General features: G+C 62.7%; 19 protein-coding genes. 11 read left to right on the top strand and 8 right to left on the bottom strand.

What is annotated here, in order from left to right:
- Nucleotides 1–23 precede the first annotated feature (23 nt).
- The 4 genes from ACO07C_RS17500 to tauA all read right to left on the bottom strand — a co-directional run bounded on the left by ACO07C_RS17500 (nucleotide 24) and on the right by tauA (nucleotide 3,482).
- Nucleotides 24–620 carry a beta-class carbonic anhydrase gene (locus ACO07C_RS17500; RefSeq protein WP_421915405.1) on the bottom strand — a complete coding sequence of 199 codons (597 nt, stop codon included), beginning with the start codon at nucleotides 618–620 and terminating at the stop codon, nucleotides 24–26.
- A gap of 66 nt (nucleotides 621–686) precedes the next feature.
- Nucleotides 687–1,547: an ABC transporter permease subunit gene (locus ACO07C_RS17495; protein WP_421915404.1), complete on the bottom strand. Its 861-nt coding sequence runs from the start codon at nucleotides 1,545–1,547 to the stop codon at nucleotides 687–689.
- Nucleotides 1,544–2,317, bottom strand: a complete 774-nt coding sequence (locus tag ACO07C_RS17490) for a taurine ABC transporter ATP-binding protein (protein ID WP_421915403.1) — start codon at nucleotides 2,315–2,317, stop codon at nucleotides 1,544–1,546. The genes ACO07C_RS17495 and ACO07C_RS17490 overlap by 4 nt, the downstream gene beginning before the upstream one ends.
- 151 nt (nucleotides 2,318–2,468) lie before the next feature.
- Entirely contained in the window at nucleotides 2,469–3,482 is a 1,014-nt protein-coding gene (gene tauA, locus ACO07C_RS17485) for a taurine ABC transporter substrate-binding protein (RefSeq protein WP_421915402.1), read from the bottom strand.
- A gap of 696 nt (nucleotides 3,483–4,178) precedes the next feature.
- Here tauA and ACO07C_RS17480 point away from each other — a divergent pair.
- The 5 genes from ACO07C_RS17480 (at nucleotide 4,179) to ACO07C_RS17460 (ending at nucleotide 9,710) form a co-directional block, all read left to right on the top strand.
- Nucleotides 4,179–4,655, top strand: a complete 477-nt coding sequence (locus ACO07C_RS17480; RefSeq protein ID WP_421915401.1) for an RrF2 family transcriptional regulator — start codon at nucleotides 4,179–4,181, stop codon at nucleotides 4,653–4,655.
- 31 nt (nucleotides 4,656–4,686) lie between these two features.
- Nucleotides 4,687–6,021 (top strand): FAD/NAD(P)-binding protein, encoded by a 1,335-nt coding sequence (locus tag ACO07C_RS17475; RefSeq protein ID WP_421915400.1) that lies wholly within the window; start codon nucleotides 4,687–4,689, stop codon nucleotides 6,019–6,021.
- Nucleotides 6,022–6,169: 148 nt separating this feature from the next.
- A complete protein-coding gene (locus tag ACO07C_RS17470) occupies nucleotides 6,170–7,594 on the top strand; it encodes a pyridoxal-phosphate dependent enzyme (protein WP_421915399.1) in 1,425 nt (474 codons plus the stop codon).
- Complete coding sequence (locus ACO07C_RS17465; RefSeq protein WP_421915397.1) at nucleotides 7,591–8,766, top strand: trans-sulfuration enzyme family protein; 1,176 nt, start codon at nucleotides 7,591–7,593, stop codon at nucleotides 8,764–8,766. Before ACO07C_RS17470 ends, ACO07C_RS17465 begins: the two co-directional genes overlap by 4 nt.
- 263 nt (nucleotides 8,767–9,029) lie before the next feature.
- Nucleotides 9,030–9,710 (top strand): isochorismatase family protein, encoded by a 681-nt coding sequence (locus ACO07C_RS17460; RefSeq protein ID WP_421915396.1) that lies wholly within the window; start codon nucleotides 9,030–9,032, stop codon nucleotides 9,708–9,710.
- Between the two features lie 874 nt (nucleotides 9,711–10,584).
- Here ACO07C_RS17460 and ACO07C_RS17455 read toward each other — a convergent pair.
- Complete coding sequence (locus ACO07C_RS17455; RefSeq protein ID WP_421915395.1) at nucleotides 10,585–11,448, bottom strand: hypothetical protein; 864 nt, start codon at nucleotides 11,446–11,448, stop codon at nucleotides 10,585–10,587.
- Nucleotides 11,449–12,218: 770 nt separating this feature from the next.
- Here ACO07C_RS17455 and ACO07C_RS17450 point away from each other — a divergent pair.
- Nucleotides 12,219–12,383, top strand: coding sequence for a DUF3800 domain-containing protein (locus tag ACO07C_RS17450; RefSeq protein ID WP_421915394.1), 165 nt, complete (start codon nucleotides 12,219–12,221; stop codon nucleotides 12,381–12,383).
- A gap of 44 nt (nucleotides 12,384–12,427) precedes the next feature.
- Nucleotides 12,428–12,988 (top strand): DUF3800 domain-containing protein, encoded by a 561-nt coding sequence (locus tag ACO07C_RS17445; RefSeq protein ID WP_421917556.1) that lies wholly within the window; start codon nucleotides 12,428–12,430, stop codon nucleotides 12,986–12,988.
- Between the two features lie 212 nt (nucleotides 12,989–13,200).
- On the opposite strand, the gene lepA is transcribed toward ACO07C_RS17445, so the two are convergent.
- Nucleotides 13,201–15,006, bottom strand: coding sequence for a translation elongation factor 4 (gene lepA / locus ACO07C_RS17440; RefSeq protein WP_421915393.1), 1,806 nt, complete (start codon nucleotides 15,004–15,006; stop codon nucleotides 13,201–13,203).
- A 174-nt stretch (nucleotides 15,007–15,180) separates the two neighbouring features.
- On the opposite strand from lepA, the gene ACO07C_RS17435 reads away from it, so the two are divergent.
- The 4 genes from ACO07C_RS17435 (at nucleotide 15,181) to msrA (ending at nucleotide 18,596) form a co-directional block, all read left to right on the top strand.
- Nucleotides 15,181–16,239 (top strand): TadE/TadG family type IV pilus assembly protein, encoded by a 1,059-nt coding sequence (locus tag ACO07C_RS17435; RefSeq protein ID WP_421915392.1) that lies wholly within the window; start codon nucleotides 15,181–15,183, stop codon nucleotides 16,237–16,239.
- Nucleotides 16,240–16,555: 316 nt separating this feature from the next.
- Nucleotides 16,556–17,263: a DUF1223 domain-containing protein gene (locus tag ACO07C_RS17430; RefSeq protein WP_421915391.1), complete on the top strand. Its 708-nt coding sequence runs from the start codon at nucleotides 16,556–16,558 to the stop codon at nucleotides 17,261–17,263.
- A gap of 140 nt (nucleotides 17,264–17,403) precedes the next feature.
- A complete protein-coding gene (locus ACO07C_RS17425; protein ID WP_421915390.1) occupies nucleotides 17,404–17,706 on the top strand; it encodes a hypothetical protein in 303 nt (100 codons plus the stop codon).
- A 152-nt stretch (nucleotides 17,707–17,858) separates the two neighbouring features.
- The gene (gene msrA / locus ACO07C_RS17420; protein ID WP_421915389.1) at nucleotides 17,859–18,596 is read left to right on the top strand and encodes a peptide-methionine (S)-S-oxide reductase MsrA; all 738 of its coding nucleotides are present in this window, start codon (nucleotides 17,859–17,861) and stop codon (nucleotides 18,594–18,596) included.
- A gap of 119 nt (nucleotides 18,597–18,715) precedes the next feature.
- Here msrA and ACO07C_RS17415 read toward each other — a convergent pair whose 3' ends face one another.
- Complete coding sequence (locus ACO07C_RS17415) at nucleotides 18,716–19,720, bottom strand: cytochrome d ubiquinol oxidase subunit II (protein ID WP_421915388.1); 1,005 nt, start codon at nucleotides 19,718–19,720, stop codon at nucleotides 18,716–18,718.
- Between the two features lie 283 nt (nucleotides 19,721–20,003).
- On the bottom strand, nucleotides 20,004–21,365 hold the full coding sequence (locus ACO07C_RS17410) for a cytochrome ubiquinol oxidase subunit I (protein ID WP_421915387.1): 1,362 nt from the start codon (nucleotides 21,363–21,365) through the stop codon (nucleotides 20,004–20,006).
- Between the last annotated feature and the right edge of the window lie 95 nt (nucleotides 21,366–21,460).

Raw genomic sequence — 21,460 nt, 5'->3', positions numbered from 1 at the left:
GCCGGCAGGCCCGGCGATCAGTCCTAGACCGGGCGCCCGGCGGCGGTGGCCGCCTTGACCTCGACCAGACGTCCGCTGTGCACATCGTAGACGTAGCCATGGATCGGGATATGGCTGGGCACCAACGGGTGCTCGCGGATGCGGCGGACATCCTGCTCTACGCTTTCCTGCTGGTCGTTGATCGTGTGCCATTTGACGAAATGGCCATGCGAGCTGCCGTGGCCATGCTTGGGATTGCTCCACACCTTGCCGTCGAACGATGCGGTCTCGAGGCTGTCCTCGAGCAGGTCGCCGATGATCTCGTCCGAGAACAGCTCCATCCCGCAATTGGTGTGATGGATCACGAACCACTCATTGGTGCCGAGCAGCTTGTGCGAGATGACGAGGGAGCGGATCGCGTCGTCCGTTGCCCGTCCGCCGGCATTGCGGATGACATGCGCGTCACCCTCGGCAAGCCCGGCATATTTGGCCGGATCGAGCCGGGCATCCATGCATGTCAGGATGGCGAAGCCGCGCGCCGGCGGCAAGGCCAGATCCTTCTTGACGCCGAAATCGGCGGCATAGCCAGCATTGGCCTCGAGAACTTCGTTGAGTATCCGCGAATTGTCTCTTGTCGACATGGTCGTCTCCATTGGAGGGTTCAGTCGCGCATGGACGGCGTTCGAGCCTCTGAACGGGCCCCGTTGTCAGTCACGTCCCGCCCACGGAACGAGAACGCGCTCGATCCTGCGGATGGTGAATTCAAGGACGAAGGCGATGGCCGCGATCACCAGAATGCCCATCACCACAACGTCGGTGACGAGGAACTGGGCCGCCGACTGGATCATGAAGCCGAGCCCGCGCGTCGCCGCCACCAGTTCGGCCGCCACCAGCGTCGACCAGCCGGCGCCGAGCGCGATGCGCAAGCCGGTCAGGATCGCGGGCAGGGCGCTGGGCAGGATGACCAGCCGGATGACCTGCAGCCGGGTCGCGCCAAGCGAACGCGCGGCATTGACCCGCTCCTGCGAGACGCCGCGAACGCCGGAGGCGGTCGAAAGCGCTACAGGCGCCAGCATGGCGATGGCGATGACCAGGATCTTGGACGGCTCGCCGATGCCGAACCAGATGATGACCAGTGGCAGGTAGGCGAGCGGCGGGATCGGCCGCAGGAACTCCAGCAACGGATCGAAGATGCCGCGCCCGATGGTGCTGATGCCGATGGCCAGTCCCACGGGAACGCCGATGAGGATGGCGGCGACCAGTGCCGCGAAGACCCGGCCCAGGCTGGCGACGATATGCTGGGCGAGCGTCGCATCGACGAAGCCGTCACGGGTCACGACGATGAACTTGTTCCATACGGCTATTGGGGAGGGCAGGAACACCGGCGACACGAGCTGGAGGCGGGCGGATAGCGCCCATACGGCCAGCACAGCGAGGATGGTGACGGCGCTGACCACGCGTGCCGAAACGCCTTTGCGCTTCGGGCTTGGTCGCGACCATGGCACGGACAGGCCATCGGCCTCGTCGACCCTGGAGCTTGGGCGTTCGCTGTAGGAGGACATGGTCATGCCGCCTCTCCCTCGAAGATGGCGTCGGTGAGTTCGCCGCGAGCCGCCGCGAATGCCGGATCGGCCTTGATGGCGCGAATGGCTTCGCCGCTCGCGTAACGCCGGCTGAAGCCGGGCTCGAATGTCCGCACCACGCGGCCTGGTCCGGGCGCCAGCACGACGATGCGGGTGGCGAGAACCAGCGCCTCCTCGATGCCGTGCGTGACCATCAGCACGCCGACGCGGCTTGCCGTCCACAGATCGAGCAACGTCGTCTGCATGCGCTCGCGCGTCAGCGCGTCGAGCGCCCCAAGCGGTTCATCGAGCAGCAGGAATTCAGGTTCGGCGGCGAGCGCGCGGGCGAGGCCGACGCGCTGGCGCATGCCGCCGGAGAGCTCCCAGATATGCTTGTCGCCGGCATCGGTGAGCTTCACCAGCGCCAGCAATTCGTCCGCACGCCGGGCGCGCTCCCGTTGCTGGATGCCGCGCAGCCGCGGCGCGAAGGCGACATTCTCGCGCGCCGTCAGCCATGGAAACAGCGCATCGTTCTGGAACACCACGGCGCGCTCCGAGCCCGGCGCGGTGATCGGTTTGCCGTTGATCGAGGCGTTGCCGCGCGCCGGCGCCACCAGGCCGGCCGCGACATTGAGCAGCGAGGTCTTGCCGCAGCCGGAACGGCCGACAAGCACGACGAAGTCGCCCTTGGCGACATTGATGGACACGCGCTCCACCGCGGGTGCCGGCTGGCCGTCATAGTGAACGGAGACTCTGTCTAGCACGAGATGCGGCATTGGTTCCCGCGGGTCGGGTGGATGAACCCACCTGCCCCGGACCACCCCTCGTCGGCGGGTCCGGGGCAGGCAGCACGCGGCGTCAGGGAAGAGAACCGCGCGTGTTACGAGAGCGTCGTGAGTCCACGAACCGGCGCTCCAAAATACTCGCTCAGTTCGAGGCCAGGGCCTGGGTGGCGTATTTCGACGACACGTATTTCGAATAGTCGGGCAGCACGGCGTCGATCTTGCCCTGCTCCTTCAGGAAGGCGGACGTCGCCTCGATCGCCTTGACCGTGCCGCCGCCGAGGAATTTGTCCGATGCCTGCTCCTCCAGCGTCGGGAAGACGTAGCCCTTCAGGAGCTGCGGTACTTCCTCCAGCTTGGCGCCGGTGATCTTGGCGATCTTGGCGGCCTGCGGCGACGACACCGACCACGCGTCCGGCTTGGCCAGGAAGTCCGCATAGGCCGCACCCGTAACCTTGACGAAGTCACGCACCGCTTCCGGGTTCTTGTCGGCAAAGTCGGTGCGCACGATCCAGGCGTCGAAGGTGGGCGCCCCCCATGCGGCGACCTGCGATGAGTTCAACACCACCTTGCCCGTCGTCTTGATCTGGCCGAGCGCCGGATCCCAGACGTAGGCCGCGTCGATGTCGCCGCGCGCGAAGGCCGCCGCGATTTCCGGCGGCCGCAGGTTGAGGATCCGCACCGACTTCGGATCGACATTCTCGTGCTTCAGCGCGGCAAGCAGGCTGTAATGCGTCGTCGAGACGAAAGGCACGGCCACCTTCTTGCCGGCGAGGTCGCCGACCTTTTCGATGCCGGTCCCGTTGCGGGCAACGAGCGCCTCGGATTCACCGATCAGGCCGACGATGTAGATGGTCTGGATGGGAAGCTCGCGGCTGGCGGCGGCGGCCAGGGGGCTCGACCCGACATAGCCGATATCGACGGAGCCGGAAGCAACGGCGGCGATGACGTCGGCGCCGGAATCGAACTTCCGCCAGTCGATGGCAGCCTTGGTTGCCTTTTCGTAAGCACCGTCGGCTTGCGGCACTTTCGAGGGTTCGACCACTGTCTGGTAGCCGATGGTGATCTTGAGATCCTGCGCTTCGACCGGGCCAAGGAAGGCGGCGCCGGCAAATGCCGCGGACGACAGGAGAATAATGCGTCGCGAAATGGTGGACATGAAAGGCTCCATGAAAACAGGGAAGACCGGATTGCCCATCCATAGTCGGTTAATTCTATCGCCCTTGTAGAGTTAAATCCTTCTAGTCGGACTGGTTCGTTGGGAAAAACTTACCTGCCGGAGGCGGGCAAAGCGGATTCGGCGGCTGGAACAGGCTTCACCGCCCCGGGGATCAGTCAGGCCTGGCTTCATCGATGCATGGGCAAAGCCGGCGTGCCGCAGCCGGTTTGACTGACGCCATCGCCAATTTTTTACCGTGGCCTCCATGGCGGCAAATTCCAACCATTCGAGGCCTGGGAATTGAAAACCCTTTCCACGTGTTCGGCGATAACTATAGTATTCTTATCGACATTAGGGAGTTGGAGAGGACGATGAGCGACCATCATACGCCTGCGATCGCTCGCGGCACGCATCGGCCTTCGGAGTTCCTCATGCCGCACGCGGCGACGATCGATGCCTCCGCACTTCGCGCCGCTTGCCTGCCGCCGCAATTCTGTGTCTTGAATGGCACAAAAGCAGGCTAAAATGGCCACAGCGGCTTGAAAACGAAGCAAAATCAACGTTTCTTGGCTTGTACATAATGTCGCTAGAATTTATCTATGAAGGTGGGCTGGTCCTGGTGGCGATCCACCGGAGCACCCACGATTTTGACGCGGATGGCCTGGCGCCCTCGCATGACAGAGAAATTTTGATTTCATGCTCACAAAAAAGGGCAAGTACGGCCTCAAGGCGCTCGTCCATCTCGCGCAATTGCCCGCCGGAGAGCTTGCATTCGTCAACGACATCGCTGCCGGCAGCAACATCCCCAAGAAGTTTCTCGATGCCATCCTGGGCGAGTTGCGCAATGCCGGCTTTGTCCAGAGCCGCAAGGGCAAGGACGGCGGCTACCGCCTCGCACGGCCGGCCGATGAAATCAAGGTCGGCCACGTCGTGCGTGTCCTCGACGGGCCGCTGGCTCCTATTCCCTGCGCCAGCCGCACCCAGTACCAGCGCTGTGAAGACTGCAATGAGGCGACATGCCAAGTCCGACATCTGATGCTGGAAGTAAGGCAGGCAATCGCCGAGGTGCTGGACAACCGCAGCCTCGCCGAGATGCGCGATATCGGCCTCGACGACCTGCCGGTCGCGAGGGGCATCGACGACCTGCCGGTCGCGGTGAAGGTGCAGGCCTGACGCTGGCGCTTCTTGCACGGCTGGCATGCGCATGACCGGGCGCGCGAACTCCATCATCATTGTTGGCGGCGGTGCCAGTGGCGTCGTGCTGGCCGCGCATCTCTTGAAATCGCCCAATCCCGATCTGCGCGTGACGCTGATCGAGAAACGCCCGCATTTCGGGCAAGGCATCGCCTATTCCACGCTGCTATCGGCCCATGTGCTCAACGTCGCCGCGACCGGCATGAGCGCCTATGCCGATGATCCCGGCAATTTCTGGCGCTGGCTGCTGGAACGCGGCCTGGCAACGGCGGACCAGGCGCCGGTCTATGCTCCGCGCAGCCTCTATGCCCGCTATCTTGGAGAATTGCTCGACGATCTCGAAGCGCGGGAACAGCAGACGGGGCGGCTTCGGCTGATCCGCGAGGAGAGCCGGTCGATCAAGCCCACCGCGTCCGGCGTCGAAGTGACCTTGGCCAACGGCACCAGCGTCGTCGCCCATCTGGCCATTCTGGCTACCGGCCATGACGAGATGCCAGCCCAGGGGCATGCCATCAGGATGGGGTCGGAAGCCGATACCGAGCTTCCCCCCGATGCAAGCGTCATGGTGCTGGGCACTGGCCTGAGCATGGTCGACGCATTCCTGGCGCTCGAGCAGCGCGGCCATCGCGGCGACATCATCGCGGTGTCCAGGCGCGGCCTGCTGCCGTCGCCGCATCGCAAGGGCAACCCGATCAAGCTGGATGTCGCCGACATTCCGCTGGGCACCCAGCTTTCCTACTTCGTCGGCTGGTTCCGCGACCTGATCCGGGAGAATCAGAAGGCAGGCAGGGATTGGCGCGACGTCGTCGACGGATTGCGGCCGTTCAACCAGAAGATCTGGCAGAACTGGCCCGCGTCGGCCAAGCGCCGCTTCGTCGAACACACAAAGGCCTGGTGGGATATCCACCGCCACCGCATGGCGCCGGAAGTCTATGCCAAGGTGACCGAGGCCGTGCAATCCGGCCGCATCCGCCTCGTTGCCGGCCGCGTCGTCGACATCGCGCAGGGCAGCGAATTCACCGTCCAGGTCCAGTCGCGCCACACGCAGCGCATCGAAACATTCGAGGTGGCGCGCATCTACGATTGCAGCGGCATCGTCAGGGACATCTCGACCTCGTCGAACAGCGTGGTGCGCTCGCTGGTCGACCGAGGGCTGGCGCGGCCCGACCCCATGAGGATCGGCCTCGACGTGTCGGCCAATTGTGAAATCATTTCCGGCGACGGCGTGGTTTCCAAAAAAATCCTCGCCGTCGGCCCGCTGACGCGCGGCACGTTCTTCGAGATCGACGCCATTCCTGACATTCGCGTTCAATGCGCCAGGCTGAGCAAGCAGCTTCTCGGTTAGAGGCCTCGCGCCGCGAAAACCGGAATTTCATTCCCCGTCTGGCCGGTTGATTGGCACGATCTATCTTCTTTCTCGCAACAAACGGCTGGAAAAGAGGATAAGCTGCCGCTCTGCTTGGAGACGGTTGCTTGACCATGGAGCATCGAGCATGAGCGAGCACGGAAATGCCGCTGCGGACAGCGGATCCTCCCGCCTGCGTCCGCCCTACAAGTCGGTTCTCGACCTGATCGGCCAGACGCCGGTGGTCGAACTGACCAAGTTCGACACTGGCAAATGCCGGCTGTTCATCAAGCTCGAAAGCCAGAATCCCGGCGGCTCGATCAAGGACCGCATCGCACTGTCGATGATTGCCGCGGCCGAGAAAGAGGGCAAGCTCAGGCGCGGCGGCACCATCGTCGAGGCAACCGCCGGCAACACCGGCCTCGGCCTCGCCCAGGTCGGCATCCCCAAGGGCTATCGCATCGTGCTGGTCGTGCCCGACAAGATGTCGCGCGAAAAGATCCAGCACCTGCGTGCGCTCGGCGCCGAAGTGCGCATGACCCGCTCCGATGTCGGCAAGGGCCACGCCGAATACTATCAGGACATGGCCGAGAAGCTCGCGGCGGAAGTGCCCGGCGCCTTCTATGCCAACCAGTTCGCCAACCCGGCCAATCCGATGGCGCATGAAACCACCACCGGCCCGGAAATCTTCGCGCAGCTCGACGGCAACGTCGACGCGGTGGTCGTCGGCGTCGGCTCGGGCGGCACGCTGACCGGGCTTGGCCGCTATTTCGCCAGGGTCTCGCCGAAGACCGAGATGGTGCTGGCCGATCCCGTCGGTTCGGTGCTGGCGCCGCTGATCAAGACGGGCAAGATGGAAGAGGCCGGCAGCTGGACGGTGGAGGGCATCGGCGAGGATTTCGTGCCGCCCAATGCCGACCTGTCGCTGGTCAGGAAGGCCTACTCCATCCCCGACAAGCAGAGCATGCTGGCCGTGCGCGACCTGTTGTCCAAGGAAGGCATCCTCGCTGGTTCGTCCTCGGGAACGCTGTTGTCGGCGGCGCTGCGCTATTGCCGCGAGCAGACGGTGCCGAAGCGCGTCGTCACCTTCGTCTGCGACAGCGGCAACAAATATCTGTCGAAGGTTTTCGACGATTTCTGGCTGGCCGAGCAGGGCCTGGCCGAGCACGAGCAGCATGGCGACCTGCGCGACCTGGTGATGCGCTCGCACCGCACCGGCGACACCGTCTGGGTCGGCCCGGACGAGAGCCTGCTCAACGCCTATGGCCGCATGCGCCGCTCCGATGTCTCGCAGCTGCCGGTGCTCGACAATGGCAAGCTGGTCGGCATCGTCGACGAAAGCGATATCCTGGCCAAGGTCGACGGCCCCTATGACGGGCGCTGGGAGCGCTTCAACGGTCCGGTGCGCACGGCGATGACCTCGAATCCGCACACGCTGCAGGCCAGCCAGACGCTGGATGCGCTGCTGCCGGTGTTCGACCGCAACGAGGTCGCCATCATCTTCGACGGCGACGAATTCGTCGGCCTTATAACCCGTATCGACCTGATCAATCATTTGAGGCGCGCACGATGACCATCAACGTATCTGGCAAGAACCGCCTGGCCTTTTCCACCCGCGCCATCCATGGCGGCCAGAGCCACGATCCCCTGACCGGGGCGGTGATGGTGCCGATCTACGCCACCTCGACCTTTGCCCAGCAGTCGCCCGGCGTGCACAAGGGTTTCGAATATGCCCGCAGCCAGAACCCGACGCGCTTCGCCTTCGAGCGCGCCGCGGCCGACCTCGAGAGCGGCACGGCGGCCTTTGCCTTCGCCTCCGGCCTGGCGGCGATATCGACGGTGCTGGAACTGCTCGATTCCGGTGCCCATATCGTCGCCACCGACGACATCTATGGCGGCTCCTTCCGCCTGATGGAGCGGGTGCGCAAACGCTCTGCCAACCTGCAGGTCAGCTTCGTTGATTTCACCGATCTCGAGGCGGTCGAGGCCGCGATCCGCCCGGACACGAAGCTGCTCTGGGTCGAGACGCCGACCAACCCGCTGCTGCGCATCGTCGACCTCGAAGGCGTCGCGGCCCTCGCCAGGCGCAAGGGGGTTCTCACCGTCGCCGACAACACCTTCTGCAGCCCCTATATCCAGCGTCCGCTGGAGCTCGGCATCGACATCGTCGTCCATTCGACGACCAAGTACCTCAATGGCCATTCCGATATGGTCGGCGGCGTCGCGGTGGTCGGCGACAACAAGGACCTCGCCGCCCAGCTGAAATTCCTGCAGAACGCCATCGGCGCCATCTCCGGCCCGTTCGACAGTTTTCTGGCGTTGCGCGGCCTGAAGACACTGGCGCTGCGCATGGAGCGCCACTCCACCAATGGCCTCAAGATCGCGCAATGGCTGGAGACCCGCAAGGATGTGCGCCGCGTCATCTATCCCGGCCTTGCCAGCCACCCCCAGCATTCCATCGCCGTGCAGCAGATGCATGCCTTCGGCGGCATGATCACGGCCGTGCTCGACCGCGACCTTGCCGGGACAAAGCGCTTCCTCGAACGCACGCAGCTGTTCACGCTGGCCGAAAGCCTCGGCGGGGTGGAGAGCCTGATCGAGCACCCGGCGCTGATGACGCATGGGTCCATCCCCGCCGAGAAGCGGGAGGCGATCGGGATTTCGGATTCGCTGGTGCGGCTGTCGGCGGGCATCGAGGATGGCGACGACCTGATCGCCGATCTGGAGCAGGCGCTGGGGGGATAGCTCCCCTCAACTGTCGAGGTCGGCGCCGCCCCTCATTGTCCTGCCGGACATTTCTCCCCGTAAACGGGGCGAAAGAGGCTAACCGCGATTGGCGAAACCATCGATGTCCCTCGCCCGTTTACGGGGAGCGGATGCAGGCAGGGAGGCGGCGCCTACCTGACATGGGCCGTGACGATCGACGGTTGAAGCCATAAACCCGGTTGACCCGCACCCTCGAGCGGGGACTATGGCGCTGATCCAAACGCCGCCCGAGGACCCGCCGTATGAAATCCCCCATCTCCATCAGGCGCGGCGCCGTGGCCGCCATCTTCATCGACCTGCAGGAGGAGCACCGGCAGGACAGCCGCTACCTCGTCGATGGGTTCGCCGCCATTCTCGCCAATGCCCGCCGGCTGCAGGCGGCGGCGCGCGCGCATGGCGTTCCGCTCTGTCACTGGGCCTATATCGTTGATCTCGACACGCAGCACCGGCCCTTTCATCCGCTCGACGCACAGGGCAGGTCGGCCTTCTCCGACAAGAGCGATCCGCTGACCGAGATCTGTCCCGAAGTCGCGCCGGCGCCGGGGGAAGCCATGCTGGTCAAGGCCGAGGCCAGCGCCTTGCGCACCGGCCCCGCCGCCGACGGGCTCAAGGCACGCGGCGTCGAATGGCTGGTCGTCGCCGGCGTCTGGACCGAGGCCTGCGTCGACGCCACGGTCAAGGATGCAGTCGCGCGGGGCTTTCGCGTGCTGCTGGTCAAGGATGCCTGTGGCTCCGGCAGCGCCGCCATGCACCAGACCGGCATCCTCAACCTCGCCAACCGGCTCTATGGCGGCGCCGTCACCGACACCGAAGGCGCCTGCCGCCTGCTGGCCGGCGAAACGGTCACCGCCTGGCAAGTCGAAGGCTCCGTGCCGCTGCGCTTCACCTTCGAGACGGCGGCTGGGCTATACGAGGCGCTCTGAGGCCGGTTCGGCATCCAGGCGCTGGACCGGCATTTCGAGAACATGTGGCTGGCGAGCTAAGCCGTCGCCGTTCCTGGGTTCCTCTCCCTCCGGAGGGGGGAGAGGTGGCCCGGCGAAGCCGGGACGGAGTGGGGGAAGCCCTCCGCGAGGCCAAAATTATGAGGACAAAGGGCTCAGCTATTGCGCGCTTTCCGGACGCCAGCGCCCGAAACAAGAGGCGAACCCGACGCGTCAGGCTTGCCTCACCAACGTCCAGATCCGCCCCACAAAAGTCAGCACCAGGAACGGATAACTGGCGGCGGGCAGCGGCGACAAGGTCGGCAGCAAGCGCGCGCCAGATGATCATGCCGGCCGAGACGACAAACAGCACGGCGGCCACAAAAGCGGCGAGCCGCATCCACCGCGCAAATGTCCTGGGCGCGCTGACCATGACCAGTGCGGCCGCCCAAAGCGTGATGCCGCCGACATAGGAGGGCACGCTGGCCTCCAGCCCCGCCGCATTGCCCGCCATCAGCAGCGTCTCGCCCGCCAGGAAGGTCAGGAACCCCGCTGCCACGCAATCATTGCCCAGCCGCTGGTATTTCATGGTCAGCAGCGCGGTCGCGACCACGAGTGCTGCGCCGTCGATCGTCCACAGCGTGTCGTTTAGCGGCGCGCTGGCTACGAAGGTGCCTGCCAGGCCAACGCGCCGATGGCGAGGCCGAGAGAGGCGATGGTGTCCAGGGTGGAATGTATTTGAGATCTCCCCAAGCCGTGCAGAGGATAAGCCAATTTGTTGCGGGTTCAATGGCGGTTGCCATCCGAGAACAGCATTTCAGACGGCACTAACCGGGCCGCGTAGTGACACCCTTGAATACCCGAGAAAGGTAGCAATCTAAAATATCTGTAGGATCAGAAATCCCTTTAGCCGTCCATTCTTGCTCTCATATCGAAGTGCCGAAAACCGGATTTCTGCATTTTCATCGAACCTATCGAGTGCGTTTGCGGATAGGCTGCGTACCACTTTAAAGACTGTTCCAGGGCTCCGGCTCACGTCAGCTAAGGTGAATGGAACAGGTCGGCCTTCGTTCTCAATATATATGCGACCTTTAAACGTATTTGAATTGTAGCTTGAAACTTTTCCGACGAATTTTTCCTGATCGCTCGTCAGATTGGTAACATTGATGTACTCGAAGGTATCCTTGTCAAGGACAGGTCCCGTCTGTCGGACGATTTGTCCTGCCTGACTTGCACCCAAAATAGCAGTTTCAGCGGTTCTCGAGTGGCTTATCGGTCGGTGTAAATCACGAACAGCGGGTTCTACCTTCTCAATTAACGATTCAAACTTGCCTTGATCAAGTTCGCGAGGGATTTCGTCTGACGTCGATCGATGTTCTTCGATCTGCTGCCCAAGGGACTTATCATAATCAACGTGAAAGCCGAGGCTTTCCGAAATTACATAGTCATAAGCAGATGTCAGCAAGTGTCCCAGAACAGAATCTTTTGAAGCAACGCCAGCACTCAATAATACGCTACCAGTAACGATCGCTACTGCACGCCAGCTACCTGGCTCTGGGGGAAGCGACAATATTACCGCATTTTTTAGCGACGGAGCTTGAGTTATTATTTCCCCATTTACAACTAGGTGCGTAGTCAATGCCAATGTACGTTGGAAAGCTCCGCACGCTTGCACGGCATCATAGAAGTCCAACAGATTACGGTCGGCTTCATTACCTTCAAATTGCAGAGTGAATTCCATGTTGCCCTCCCGATTGCCCAACTCATTGATACAATTATTTGAGGGAGGCGCATCTCATTTTTTAGGTCACTCACAATTACCAGACCGCGAGACAGCCATCGACGGGTGCGTTACCTCATGGTGATGTCGGAAAAGTGGGGCGGACTTCAATCTCAGCTGCGCAGACGTCTGACACACAAGATGTTGGGGTCACAAAAGCTACGCAAACGAATCCTTGACGGCGCAAAACGATTCGCCTTTTATAAGACATGTGCTCCTGTTGAGAGTGCGACCGGAAGTTCTGAGCCCGGTCTTTTTCACTGACTAGGTGCCATTTTTGCCCGCATTTTCTGTCTGTTACGAGGCTGGCGGAAGCGTTGGGATTATGAGGTAATTAAGCGACTAAAGAGAGAATAGTCGGACTGCACAAGTATCGGTCACCGCAATATTTAGTGTTTGCAGGTCGAATCGCTGGCAACTAATCTGAGAGTTCCTTTAGCGCAGATTTGAGAGAGGAAAAGAAATGCAGCGGGAGCGTCACCAAACAGAACCCGCTGCATTTTTTGTGACCAAACAATAGGAGGCCAAAAATGCAGCCGCCATAGGGTCAATCACTTCCCGGGGAAAGCCGCTTGTACCGGCCCAACTCGGCAGTCACCGGCAGGGTGACACGGGGCAGGGACGCGAATGTCCCTGCTCCACCATATTCGGGATTCTAACATGGGTGAATCTGGCGTCAAACGACTTCATAGTTTTCATCGGATTTCCCATCTTTTCTGGCTGTCCTAACCATGCATCTTTGTTTCGTAGATGAGAGCGGCACCCCTGCCAAACCCGGCGCTCAAACACCTCGCTACTTTGTGATTGCTGGTCTTGTTATACAAGAAGACCGGTGGCATCGAGCGTCAGGCATGTTGCAGGGACTAAAACTAATCGTGGATATCACGGTGAACTAAAGTGGCGCTTCTTTGCACCAGGAAATGCCGAGCCGAATAACCCGATGCGGGCTTGGCGGCAGACCGATCGGAATTCGTTTCGGACCGCAATCTTCCGCATCCTTATAGCCGACCGATCGATAAAGCTCGTAGCAGGAGTTTGCGATTCCACCCTCGCTTACCAACTAGGTAATGTGAATGATCAGTCAGACATCTATTTTCGTACTTACAAGGTAGTGACGGAACGGTTTCAGTATGCTCTCCAAGACATATCACGCGAAAGTGGGAGGACTTTTCACGGAATTATTATCGCTGACCACAGAGGTTCGGGTGACGACAAACGTCTTAGAGAGCAACATCAACGGTTGGTTGAACAGGCCGGTTCGTTCACCTCTAACTACCCCAACCTAATCGAGGGATGCTTCTTAACCCCGTCACAACTAAGTGTTGGTGTTCAGCTTGTTGATATGGTTGCTGGAGCGATTTGGCGGAGGTTCGAACATAATGATCCCACCTACCTAGAACAAATCAGAACGCTACTTCGAACAAGTCCCGCTGGAGTGATTGACGGGTTTGGAATCGCACGTTTCCCTAAACAGGGCTGGGATGGACCAATCGTCAATTAAGAGGGACGCCGGGTGGGGCCGTAACCCCACCGTGCAATTTGACGCACTCCCGGCTCCCATGATGTAAGCCAATCCGCCTTTATAATCAACGCTTATTCCGCTCCCGAAACGACCGTTCCCGTGCCGATGTCGGAATGGTCCAAGTGGCGGAAGTTGCATTTGACAAGATAGAGTGCGTTGAGATCGTCTGACGACGTTTTCTAATGATGCCCTCAATCACCCATCTTCAAGGCCTGGATAAACGCCTCCTGCGGGATATCCACCTTGCCGAACTGGCGCATCCGCTTCTTGCCCTCTTTCTGCTTGTCCAGCAGCTTGCGCTTGCGCGAGACGTCGCCGCCGTAGCACTTGGCGGTCACGTCCTTGCGCAGCGCCGAGATGGTTTCGCGGGCGATGACCTTGCCGCCGATGGCGGCCTGGATCGGGATCTTGAACAGATGGTTTGGGATAAGCTCCTTGAGCTTCTCGCACATCTGCCGGCCGCGCTTTTCCGCCGCCGTGCGGTGCACCAGCATCGACAGCGCGTCCACCGGCTCCTCGTTGACCAGGATCGACATCTTCACCAGGTCGCCTTCCTTGTAGTCGGTCAGGTGATAGTCGAAGGAGGCGTAGCCCTTGGAGATCGACTTCAGCCGGTCGTAGAAGTCGAAGACCACTTCGTTGAGCGGCAGGTCGTAGGTCAGCATGGCGCGCTTGCCGACATAGGACAGGTCGGCCTGGATGCCGCGCCGGTCCTGGCAGAGCTTCAGGATGCCGCCGAGATAATCGTCGGGCGTCAGGATGGTGGCGCGGATCCACGGCTCCTCGATATGGGCGATCTTCACCACGTCGGGCATGTCGGCGGGGTTGTGCAGTTCCTTCACCGAGCCGTCGGTGAGCATCAGCCGGTAGACCACGGATGGCGCCGTGGCGATCAGGTCGAGGTTGAACTCGCGCTCCAGCCGCTCCTGGATGATTTCCAGATGCAGCAGGCCGAGGAAGCCGCAGCGATAGCCGAAGCCGAGCGCCGCGGAGGTTTCCATCTCATAGGAGAAGGAGGCGTCGTTGAGGCGCAACTTGCCGACGGCGGCGCGCAGATCCTCGAAATCGGCGGCGTCGACCGGGAACAGGCCGCAGAACACCACCGGCTGCGCCGGCTTGAAGCCGGGCAGGGCCTGCGCGGTCGGCCGCTTGTCCTCGGTGATCGTGTCGCCGACGCGCGTGTCGGCCACTTCCTTGATCGAGCCGGTGAAGAAACCGAACTCGCCGGGGCCAAGCTCGTCGACATTGATGCGAGCCGGCGTGAACACGCCGGTGCGCTCGACCAGGTATTTGGCGTCGGTGCCCATCATGCGGATGGTCTGGCCCTTCTTCAGGACGCCGTCGATGACGCGCACCAGAACGATGACGCCGAGATAGGCGTCGTACCAGCTGTCGACCAGCATGGCTTTCAGCGGAGCCGTCGCATCGCCCTCGCGCGGCGGCGGCAACTGGTGGACGATCGCCTCCAGCACGTCGGGAATGCCGAGGCCCGTCTTGGCCGAGATCAGAACGGCGTTGGAAGCGTCGATGCCGATGACTTCTTCCACCTGCTCGCGGATGCGCTCGGGCTCGGCGGCGGGCAGGTCGACCTTGTTCAGCACCACGACGATCTCGTGGTTGTTGTCGAGCGCCTGGTAGACATTGGCCAGCGTCTGCGCCTCGACGCCCTGCGAGGCGTCGACCACCAGCAGCGAGCCCTCGCAGGCGGCCAGCGACCGCGACACTTCATAGGCGAAGTCGACATGTCCGGGCGTGTCGATGAGGTTGAGGATATAGTCCTCGCCATTGTTGGCGCGGTACTTCAGCCGCACGGTCTGCGCCTTGATGGTGATGCCGCGCTCGCGCTCGATGTCCATCGAGTCCAGCACCTGTTCCTTCATGTCGCGCAGTTCCAGCCCGCCGGTGGACTGGATCAGGCGGTCGGCCAGCGTGGATTTGCCATGGTCGATATGGGCGACGATGGAGAAATTGCGGATATGGTCGAGGGGCGTGCTCATGTCGCGCGCTTTAGCAGGGGCACGAAGCATCGGCAAGCCGCCCGGCATGGCGCGCATCCCTGCCGTTGCAGCGGTTTCAGCGCCAATCGCTAAAATTTAACCGATCGCGTTAGAGCAAAATTTCCAACCGGCATGTTAGCTGGATGGAATATTCCAGTTGCGAGGGGTCAACGAATGCTGCGGCTTGCAGGCAAGTTTCTCGGTTCCAAGAGTGGTTCTCTCATCCCGATCTTCGCCATCGGCATGATCCCGATCATCGCCGCCGTCGGCCTTTCGGTGGACTACACCTCGGCGGTCACCGACCGGGGCAACATGCAGGACGCGCTGGACGCGGCCACGCTGGCGATCATGACGCTGCCGACAACGACGACGCTGGCGGCCCGCCAGCAGGCGCTGTCGGACCAGTTCACGGCCAACAACGGTCAGGGCACCGCGACGCTCAACAGCTTCACCATCGCCGCCGACGGCACCGCCTCCGCAAGTACATCGGCCAGCTATTCCATGCCGACCAGTTTCATGCAGGTCGCCAGGATCAGCACGGTGCCGATCGGTGTCACATCCTCTGTCACCAAGACGCCGGCCCTGGTGCAGGCCACCTTCAAGATCGACAAGGCTTCGGGCTGGTGGAACAAGACCATCTACCTCTGGGGCACGCAGTTCGGCGCGACCACGGCGCAGAAGCTTATGCAGATCAGCTATACCTACAATGGCGCCGGCGATCCCAAGGGCTACGGCACCACCACTGTCTACACGGTCAACGGAAGCCAACTGACCCAGGTCCAGCAGCAGGTCTGCTCGACCAGCACCGTGTCGAATTTCAAGAACGCCCCCGCCGGGTCGATCCAGCAGACGAGCGGCAACAAGAACTATCTGACCACCTGCACCATGACGCCGGCCAACAGCTCCGGCGCGGTGATCGATGTCAGCCAGATGAACAGCCTCTACCTTGAAATGGATGTTCCTTCGGGAAACCCGACGGTCCTGAAGTCGAACGATCCAACCAAGTCGAACTACCTGTTCATTGGCGCGACCGACACGACGGCTGTCGAAATGCCGCTCGGCCAGGCCATCGACATCTTCACCGCAGTGCCTTGCGGCCAGCAGAGCACCCAGGCCTGGGAAGATGGCGGCTCCTCGGTGCCGGAGCCCATCACGGATGCCGACTTCTTCTACAACGTGACCGGCAAGTGCGACTTCAACCAGCGCCCGTCGCAGACGGTGCTGACGCAATAAGGGTGGTGACGCTCGACATCTCCCCCTCGAGGGGGAGATGTCGCCCAAGGCGACAGAGGGGGTCGCCGCGCGTGAAGCTCCAGCCCCTGTCGCCGCGGGAGGTCGCTCCCGGGCGAGCCGACCCCCTCTGGCCTGCCGGCCATCTCCCCCTCAAGGAGGGAGATCGGCTTTGGCGCTGGCCTTCGCCAATCTCCTCCTTGGCAAAGACGACAGATCCGTCATCACAAACCGGTGAGCGCTGTAACGAAGCGGCGCATGGCGGCGAAGTGGGAACATGAACGGCGCATCCAGGCGCCGCCACCCACGGAGCAAGCCGATGCCGCGATCAACAGCCAAACGCAGGTTCGTCACCTTGTCCAGCCTGGGCGCGCTTGCGCTCACGGCGTCACTCGTCACGGCGCACGCCCAGCCGCTCACCGTCGTCGAGCTGTTCACCAGCCAGGGCTGCTCGTCCTGCCCGCCAGCCAACGCCAACCTGATCAAGGTCAAGGACCAGCCGGGCGTGCTGGCGCTGTCCTTCAACGTCACCTACTGGGACTATCTCGGTTGGAAGGACACATTCGGCAGGCAGGAATTCACCCAGCGCCAGGTCAGCTACGAGCCGCCGCTCGGCCATGACGGTCCGTTCACGCCGCAAGTGGTTGTCAACGGCCATGCCGATGTTGTCGGCGCCGCGCCGGGCGAAATCGAGCATCTGATTTCGGCCAGCGGCCGCACCAGCGGGCCATCGCTGTCGCTCGATGGCGGCAAGATCAGCATCGGCGCCGGCTCGGCGCCGGGCGGGCGGGCCGACGTCTGGCTGGTCCGGTATCAGCGCGGCGTTGTCGAAGTCCCGGTGGCGCGCGGCGAAAACACCGGCCGCACGCTTCCCCACGCCAATGTCGTCCATTCGCTGCAAAAGCTCGGCAGCTGGACCGGCGGCGCCACGTCATTGTCGCTGCCCGCCGCGTCCGGTGGCTTCAGCACCGCCGTTCTCGTCCAGTCGCCCGGCGGCGGACCGATCCTGGCCGCCGCCACCAATTGAAGCTCGCCGGAAGCGATCCCGGCGGGATCGCGCTCCGACACGACCTCCGCACCGCCGCGCGACAGCGGCGCTGCCCATGCCGGCGGCCGACAAGGCCGCCACCCCAACCACCAACCCAGACCAACCCAAAGGAGACCATCATGACCAATCTTTCCCGACTGACCCTGCCAGCCCTCGCCCTCGCTCTTTGCTCCACGGCGCTGTTTGCCGGCGGCATCGCGCGCGCCGACGATGCCGTGAACGCCATGAAGCCAGCCGCCAACGCCATGAAGCCCGCGACGGATGCCATGAAACCGGCCGATCCGATGGCCTCCAATGCGATGAAACCCGCCGTCAACGCCATGAAGCCGGCCACGGATGCGATGAAGCCCGCCGATCCGATGGCATCGAACGCGATGAAGCCGGCGACCGACGCCATGAAGCCCGCGACCGACACCAACTGAAACCGGCCCCGCGCCATATCCGGTCCCGGCTTCAGGCCGCGGCCGGATGAGCGGGCGCACGTGAAAGTGACGCGCCGCCGCAACTCATGCGTCGCATGATCGTACCTAATGCAATAATGTCCCGTCCGATGGACGTCACAGGAGCTCAAGCCATGACCGACATTCAAAAACCAGCCGCGACGAAGACGCTGAATTTCACCAGGGGCGCGCTCGCCGCGCTGGCCCTGGCGGCCGCGGGCGCCGTTTTCTGGCAGTCGCCGGCAATCTCGGCCGAGGATGCCGTGGTGATCCCGCCGCCGGCGGTGGACGAGAAGGCCGCCAGCGGCACCGAGACGGCGATCTTCGCCGGCGGCTGCTTCTGGGGCGTGCAGGGCGTCTTCCAGCACGTCAAGGGTGTGACCAGGGCTGTATCCGGCTACACCGGCGGCAAGAAGGACACGGCCGTCTACGAGACGGTCGGCACCGGCCGCACCGGACATGCCGAATCCGTCGAGATCACCTATGAGCCGTCCAAGGTCACCTATGGCCAGCTGCTGCAGGTCTATTTCTCGGTCGCGCACAATCCGACGCAGCTGAACTATCAGGGTCCGGACGAGGGCACCCAGTACCGTTCGACGATCTTTGCCGAGAACGGCGCGCAGAAGAAGATCGCCGAAAGCTACATCGCCCAGCTCGACAAGGCCAAGGTGTTCCCGAAGCCGATCGTGACCACGCTGGAGATGGGCAAGACCTTCTATCCGGCCGAGGGCTACCACCAGGATTTCCTGACGCTGAACCCGACCTATCCCTACATCGTCTACAATGACCTGCCCAAGGTGGCGAACCTGAAGCAGCTGTTCCCCAACCTCTACAGCGAAAAGCCGGTGCTGGTGCAGTCGGCCAGCAACTGACGTTCCTCGCCTTCATCTCCCCCTCGAGGGGGAGATGTCGCCCAAGGCGACAGCGGGGCTCGCCGCGCGCGAAGCGCCCGCTTCTCTGTCGTGGATACGTTATCCAACCCCCAACACGGTCAGTCGTAGGTCAGATCGGTCGCCTTTCCGCCGAACACCCGGTAGGCGTAGAACGAATAGAAGATGATGACCGGCAGCACCACCACGGTGCCGACCAGGATGATGGCCAGGCTTTCTGGTGCCGATGCCGCCTGCCAGATGGTCAGCCTGTCGGGAACCACGAACGGGTAGAACGACCAGGCAAGACCGGCAAAGCCAAGCGCAAAGATGGCCGCCAGCGTCAGGAACGGCGTCAGCGAATGGCGATCGCCTGGCTTCGGCAGATGGAAGGTCTGCCGCCACAGCCACAGGAACAGCAGCGCCGACAGGATCGGCAACGGCGACAGATAGAGCATCTCCGGCCACAGGAACCATTTGTCGAAGATGCGAGGGCTGGCGAAGGGCGTCGCCAGCGACACGGCGGCCATGCCGAGCGCGGTCAGCACCAGCGCGGTCCGCAGCCAGAGCACGGCCTTCTTCTGCAACTCGCCCTCGGTCTTGTAGATCACCCAGGCCGCGCCCATCGCCGCGTAGGCCGCCGAAAGGCAGAACGCCACCAGCGCGCCGAAGGCCATGCCGCCCAGCCCGATATCGAGGCCAAGCACATAGACGCCCAGCATATAGCCCTGCGCCAGCGAGGCGATGACCGAGCCGAGGAAGAAGATGCGGTTCCAGCGGTGCTTCCTTCCGGCCGGAACCTTGGCGCGGAAATCGAAGGCGACGCCGCGCAGGATCAGGCCGACCAGCAGCACGAACACCGGGATGTAGAGCGCGGTGAGGATGATGCCGTGCGCCAGCGGGAAGGCCACCAGCAGCAGGCCGACCGCCAGCACCAGCCAGGTCTCGTTGGCGTCCCAGAACGGACCGATGGCGGCGATCATCGTGTCCTGCTCGCTGTCCTGGGCCACCGAAAACAGGATGCCGATGCCGAGATCGAACCCATCGAGGATGACATAGATCAGGATCGCCAGCCCCATCAGGCCGGCGAAGATCAGGGGGAGCAGGGTTGGCCAGTCGAAGGTCATTTTTCACGCTCCCAACCACGACAGGCCGGGTGTGCGGCCCTTGAGGCAATCGTTTCAGATTGATTGTCGAGACAGGCGCTGCCCCTCGTCGCCCTGCCGGGCACTTCTCCCCGTGTAGTGACGGGGAGAAGGAGGCTGGCCGCAACGCCAGCGCCCTTCCTGCTATCACGATGATGATTGGCGAAACCGGCGACTAGAGCGCCCCTCTCGCCGTCCCTATAGGGGGAGAGGATGCCGGCAGGCAGGTGAGGGGCGGCGCTGGCCTTGAACATCCGGGTCATCCCTACTCTCCCGCTGCCGGCTGCGACATCGGCGCGTTGAGAACCCCCGGCAGCGGCGAGGTGTCGCCCTCCTTCGCCGCCTTCAGCGCCAGGTGCACCAGCACGCCGAGATAGGCGATCAAAAGCAGCGCGTAGAGGATGAGATAGACGACGAGCGTCAGCGCGACATGGCTGCCGGCCACGGGTCCGACGGCGTCGGCTGTCTTCAGCACGCCTGTGACCAGCCAAGGCTGGCGGCCGATCTCGGTTGTGTACCAGCCGGCCAGCGTCGCCAGCCAGCCCGACAGCGCCATCGGCACCATCAGCATCGCCAGCGGCTTCGGCAGGCTGTGGCGACGCTTGAGGAAGAAAGCCGCCGACCAGGAGACGGCGAGCATCAGGAGCCCGGTGCCGACCATGATGCGGAAACCCCAGAACACCGGAAACACCGGCGGATGGTTGCCGGCATAGTCGTTCAGGCCCGGCACGACGCCGCTGGCGCTGTGGCGCAGGATGAGGCTCGCGCCATCGGGAATGGCCAGCTCGAACTTGTTTTCCTTGGCCGCTTCGTCGGGAATGGCGAACAGGATCAGCGGAACGTTGGGGCCGGTGTTCCAGTTGGCCTCCATGGCGGCGACCTTCTGCGGCTGATGCTCCAGCGTGTTCAGGCCGTGCTGGTCGCCGGCGAATATCTGGATCGGGATCAGGATGGCGGCGGTGAACACGCCGGTGCGCAAAGCCTTCCACATCGATTCCGAACGGTCGCCATGGAGGTAGCGCATCGCCGACAGGCCGGCGATCAGGAACGAGACCGTCAGGCCGGAGGCCAGCAGCATGTGCACCAGCCGATAGGGCATCGACGGATTGAAGACGATCGCCCACCAGTCGACGGCATGCGCCACGCCGTCGCGGATTTCGTAGCCGGCCGGTGTCTGCATCCAGGAATTGAGCGCGATGATCCAGAAGGCGGAAAGAGTGGTGCCGCCGGCCACCAGCACGGTCGCCATCGTGTGGACGCGGTTTGAGACGCGGCGAAAGCCGAACAGCATGATGCCGAGGAATGCCGCTTCGAGGAAGAAGGCGGTCAGGATCTCGTAGGCAAGCAACGGCCCGGCGATGTTGCCGACCTTTTCCATGTAGCCCGGCCAATTGGTGCCGAACTGGAAGCTCATGGTCACGCCGGAGACGACACCCATGGCGAAGGACAGCGCGAACACTTTCACCCAGGTAAAATAGGCGCGCATCCAGGCTGAATCGCCTGTCGCGTTGTAGCGAAGTTTGAAGAAGAGCAGCACCCAGCCCAGCGCAATGGTGATCGTTGGAAACAGGATGTGAAACGAAATATTCGCGCCGAACTGAATGCGCGAAAGTATGAGCGGGTCCATGGCGGGCTCCGGCTGCTGCCAATACTGGCGAAGAATAGGCTTGAAGCGGGTTCGGGTCAAAGCGGCGTCCTGCCGCGAGGCTCAACGCCACAGGA

Origin of the sequence: Mesorhizobium sp. (assembly GCF_965229135.1) — a bacterium.
Lineage (GTDB): Bacteria > Pseudomonadota > Alphaproteobacteria > Rhizobiales > Rhizobiaceae > Mesorhizobium.
The sequence above is the reverse complement of the archived record's forward strand: the minus strand, read 5'-3'. Positions and strand labels throughout refer to the sequence as shown.

Bases quoted from the DNA above. Each gene is read 5' to 3' on its own strand.
- ACO07C_RS17425 (WP_421915390.1), top strand. From the start codon at position 17,404: ATGACCAATCTTTCCCGACTGACCCTGCCAGCCCTCGCCCTCGCTCTT.
- ACO07C_RS17480 (WP_421915401.1), top strand. From the start codon at position 4,179: ATGCTCACAAAAAAGGGCAAGTACGGCCTCAAGGCGCTCGTCCATCTC.
- lepA (WP_421915393.1), bottom strand. From the start codon at position 15,006: ATGAGCACGCCCCTCGACCATATCCGCAATTTCTCCATCGTCGCCCAT.
- ACO07C_RS17415 (WP_421915388.1), bottom strand. From the start codon at position 19,720: ATGACCTTCGACTGGCCAACCCTGCTCCCCCTGATCTTCGCCGGCCTG.
- ACO07C_RS17490 (WP_421915403.1), bottom strand. From the start codon at position 2,317: ATGCCGCATCTCGTGCTAGACAGAGTCTCCGTTCACTATGACGGCCAG.
- ACO07C_RS17495 (WP_421915404.1), bottom strand. From the start codon at position 1,547: ATGACCATGTCCTCCTACAGCGAACGCCCAAGCTCCAGGGTCGACGAG.
- ACO07C_RS17460 (WP_421915396.1), top strand. From the start codon at position 9,030: ATGAAATCCCCCATCTCCATCAGGCGCGGCGCCGTGGCCGCCATCTTC.
- ACO07C_RS17430 (WP_421915391.1), top strand. From the start codon at position 16,556: ATGCCGCGATCAACAGCCAAACGCAGGTTCGTCACCTTGTCCAGCCTG.
- ACO07C_RS17410 (WP_421915387.1), bottom strand. From the start codon at position 21,365: ATGGACCCGCTCATACTTTCGCGCATTCAGTTCGGCGCGAATATTTCG.
- ACO07C_RS17450 (WP_421915394.1), top strand. From the start codon at position 12,219: ATGCATCTTTGTTTCGTAGATGAGAGCGGCACCCCTGCCAAACCCGGC.
- ACO07C_RS17435 (WP_421915392.1), top strand. From the start codon at position 15,181: ATGCTGCGGCTTGCAGGCAAGTTTCTCGGTTCCAAGAGTGGTTCTCTC.
- ACO07C_RS17500 (WP_421915405.1), bottom strand. From the start codon at position 620: ATGTCGACAAGAGACAATTCGCGGATACTCAACGAAGTTCTCGAGGCC.
- ACO07C_RS17475 (WP_421915400.1), top strand. From the start codon at position 4,687: ATGACCGGGCGCGCGAACTCCATCATCATTGTTGGCGGCGGTGCCAGT.
- ACO07C_RS17470 (WP_421915399.1), top strand. From the start codon at position 6,170: ATGAGCGAGCACGGAAATGCCGCTGCGGACAGCGGATCCTCCCGCCTG.
- ACO07C_RS17445 (WP_421917556.1), top strand. From the start codon at position 12,428: ATGCGGGCTTGGCGGCAGACCGATCGGAATTCGTTTCGGACCGCAATC.
- ACO07C_RS17465 (WP_421915397.1), top strand. From the start codon at position 7,591: ATGACCATCAACGTATCTGGCAAGAACCGCCTGGCCTTTTCCACCCGC.
- tauA (WP_421915402.1), bottom strand. From the start codon at position 3,482: ATGTCCACCATTTCGCGACGCATTATTCTCCTGTCGTCCGCGGCATTT.
- msrA (WP_421915389.1), top strand. From the start codon at position 17,859: ATGACCGACATTCAAAAACCAGCCGCGACGAAGACGCTGAATTTCACC.
- ACO07C_RS17455 (WP_421915395.1), bottom strand. From the start codon at position 11,448: ATGGAATTCACTCTGCAATTTGAAGGTAATGAAGCCGACCGTAATCTG.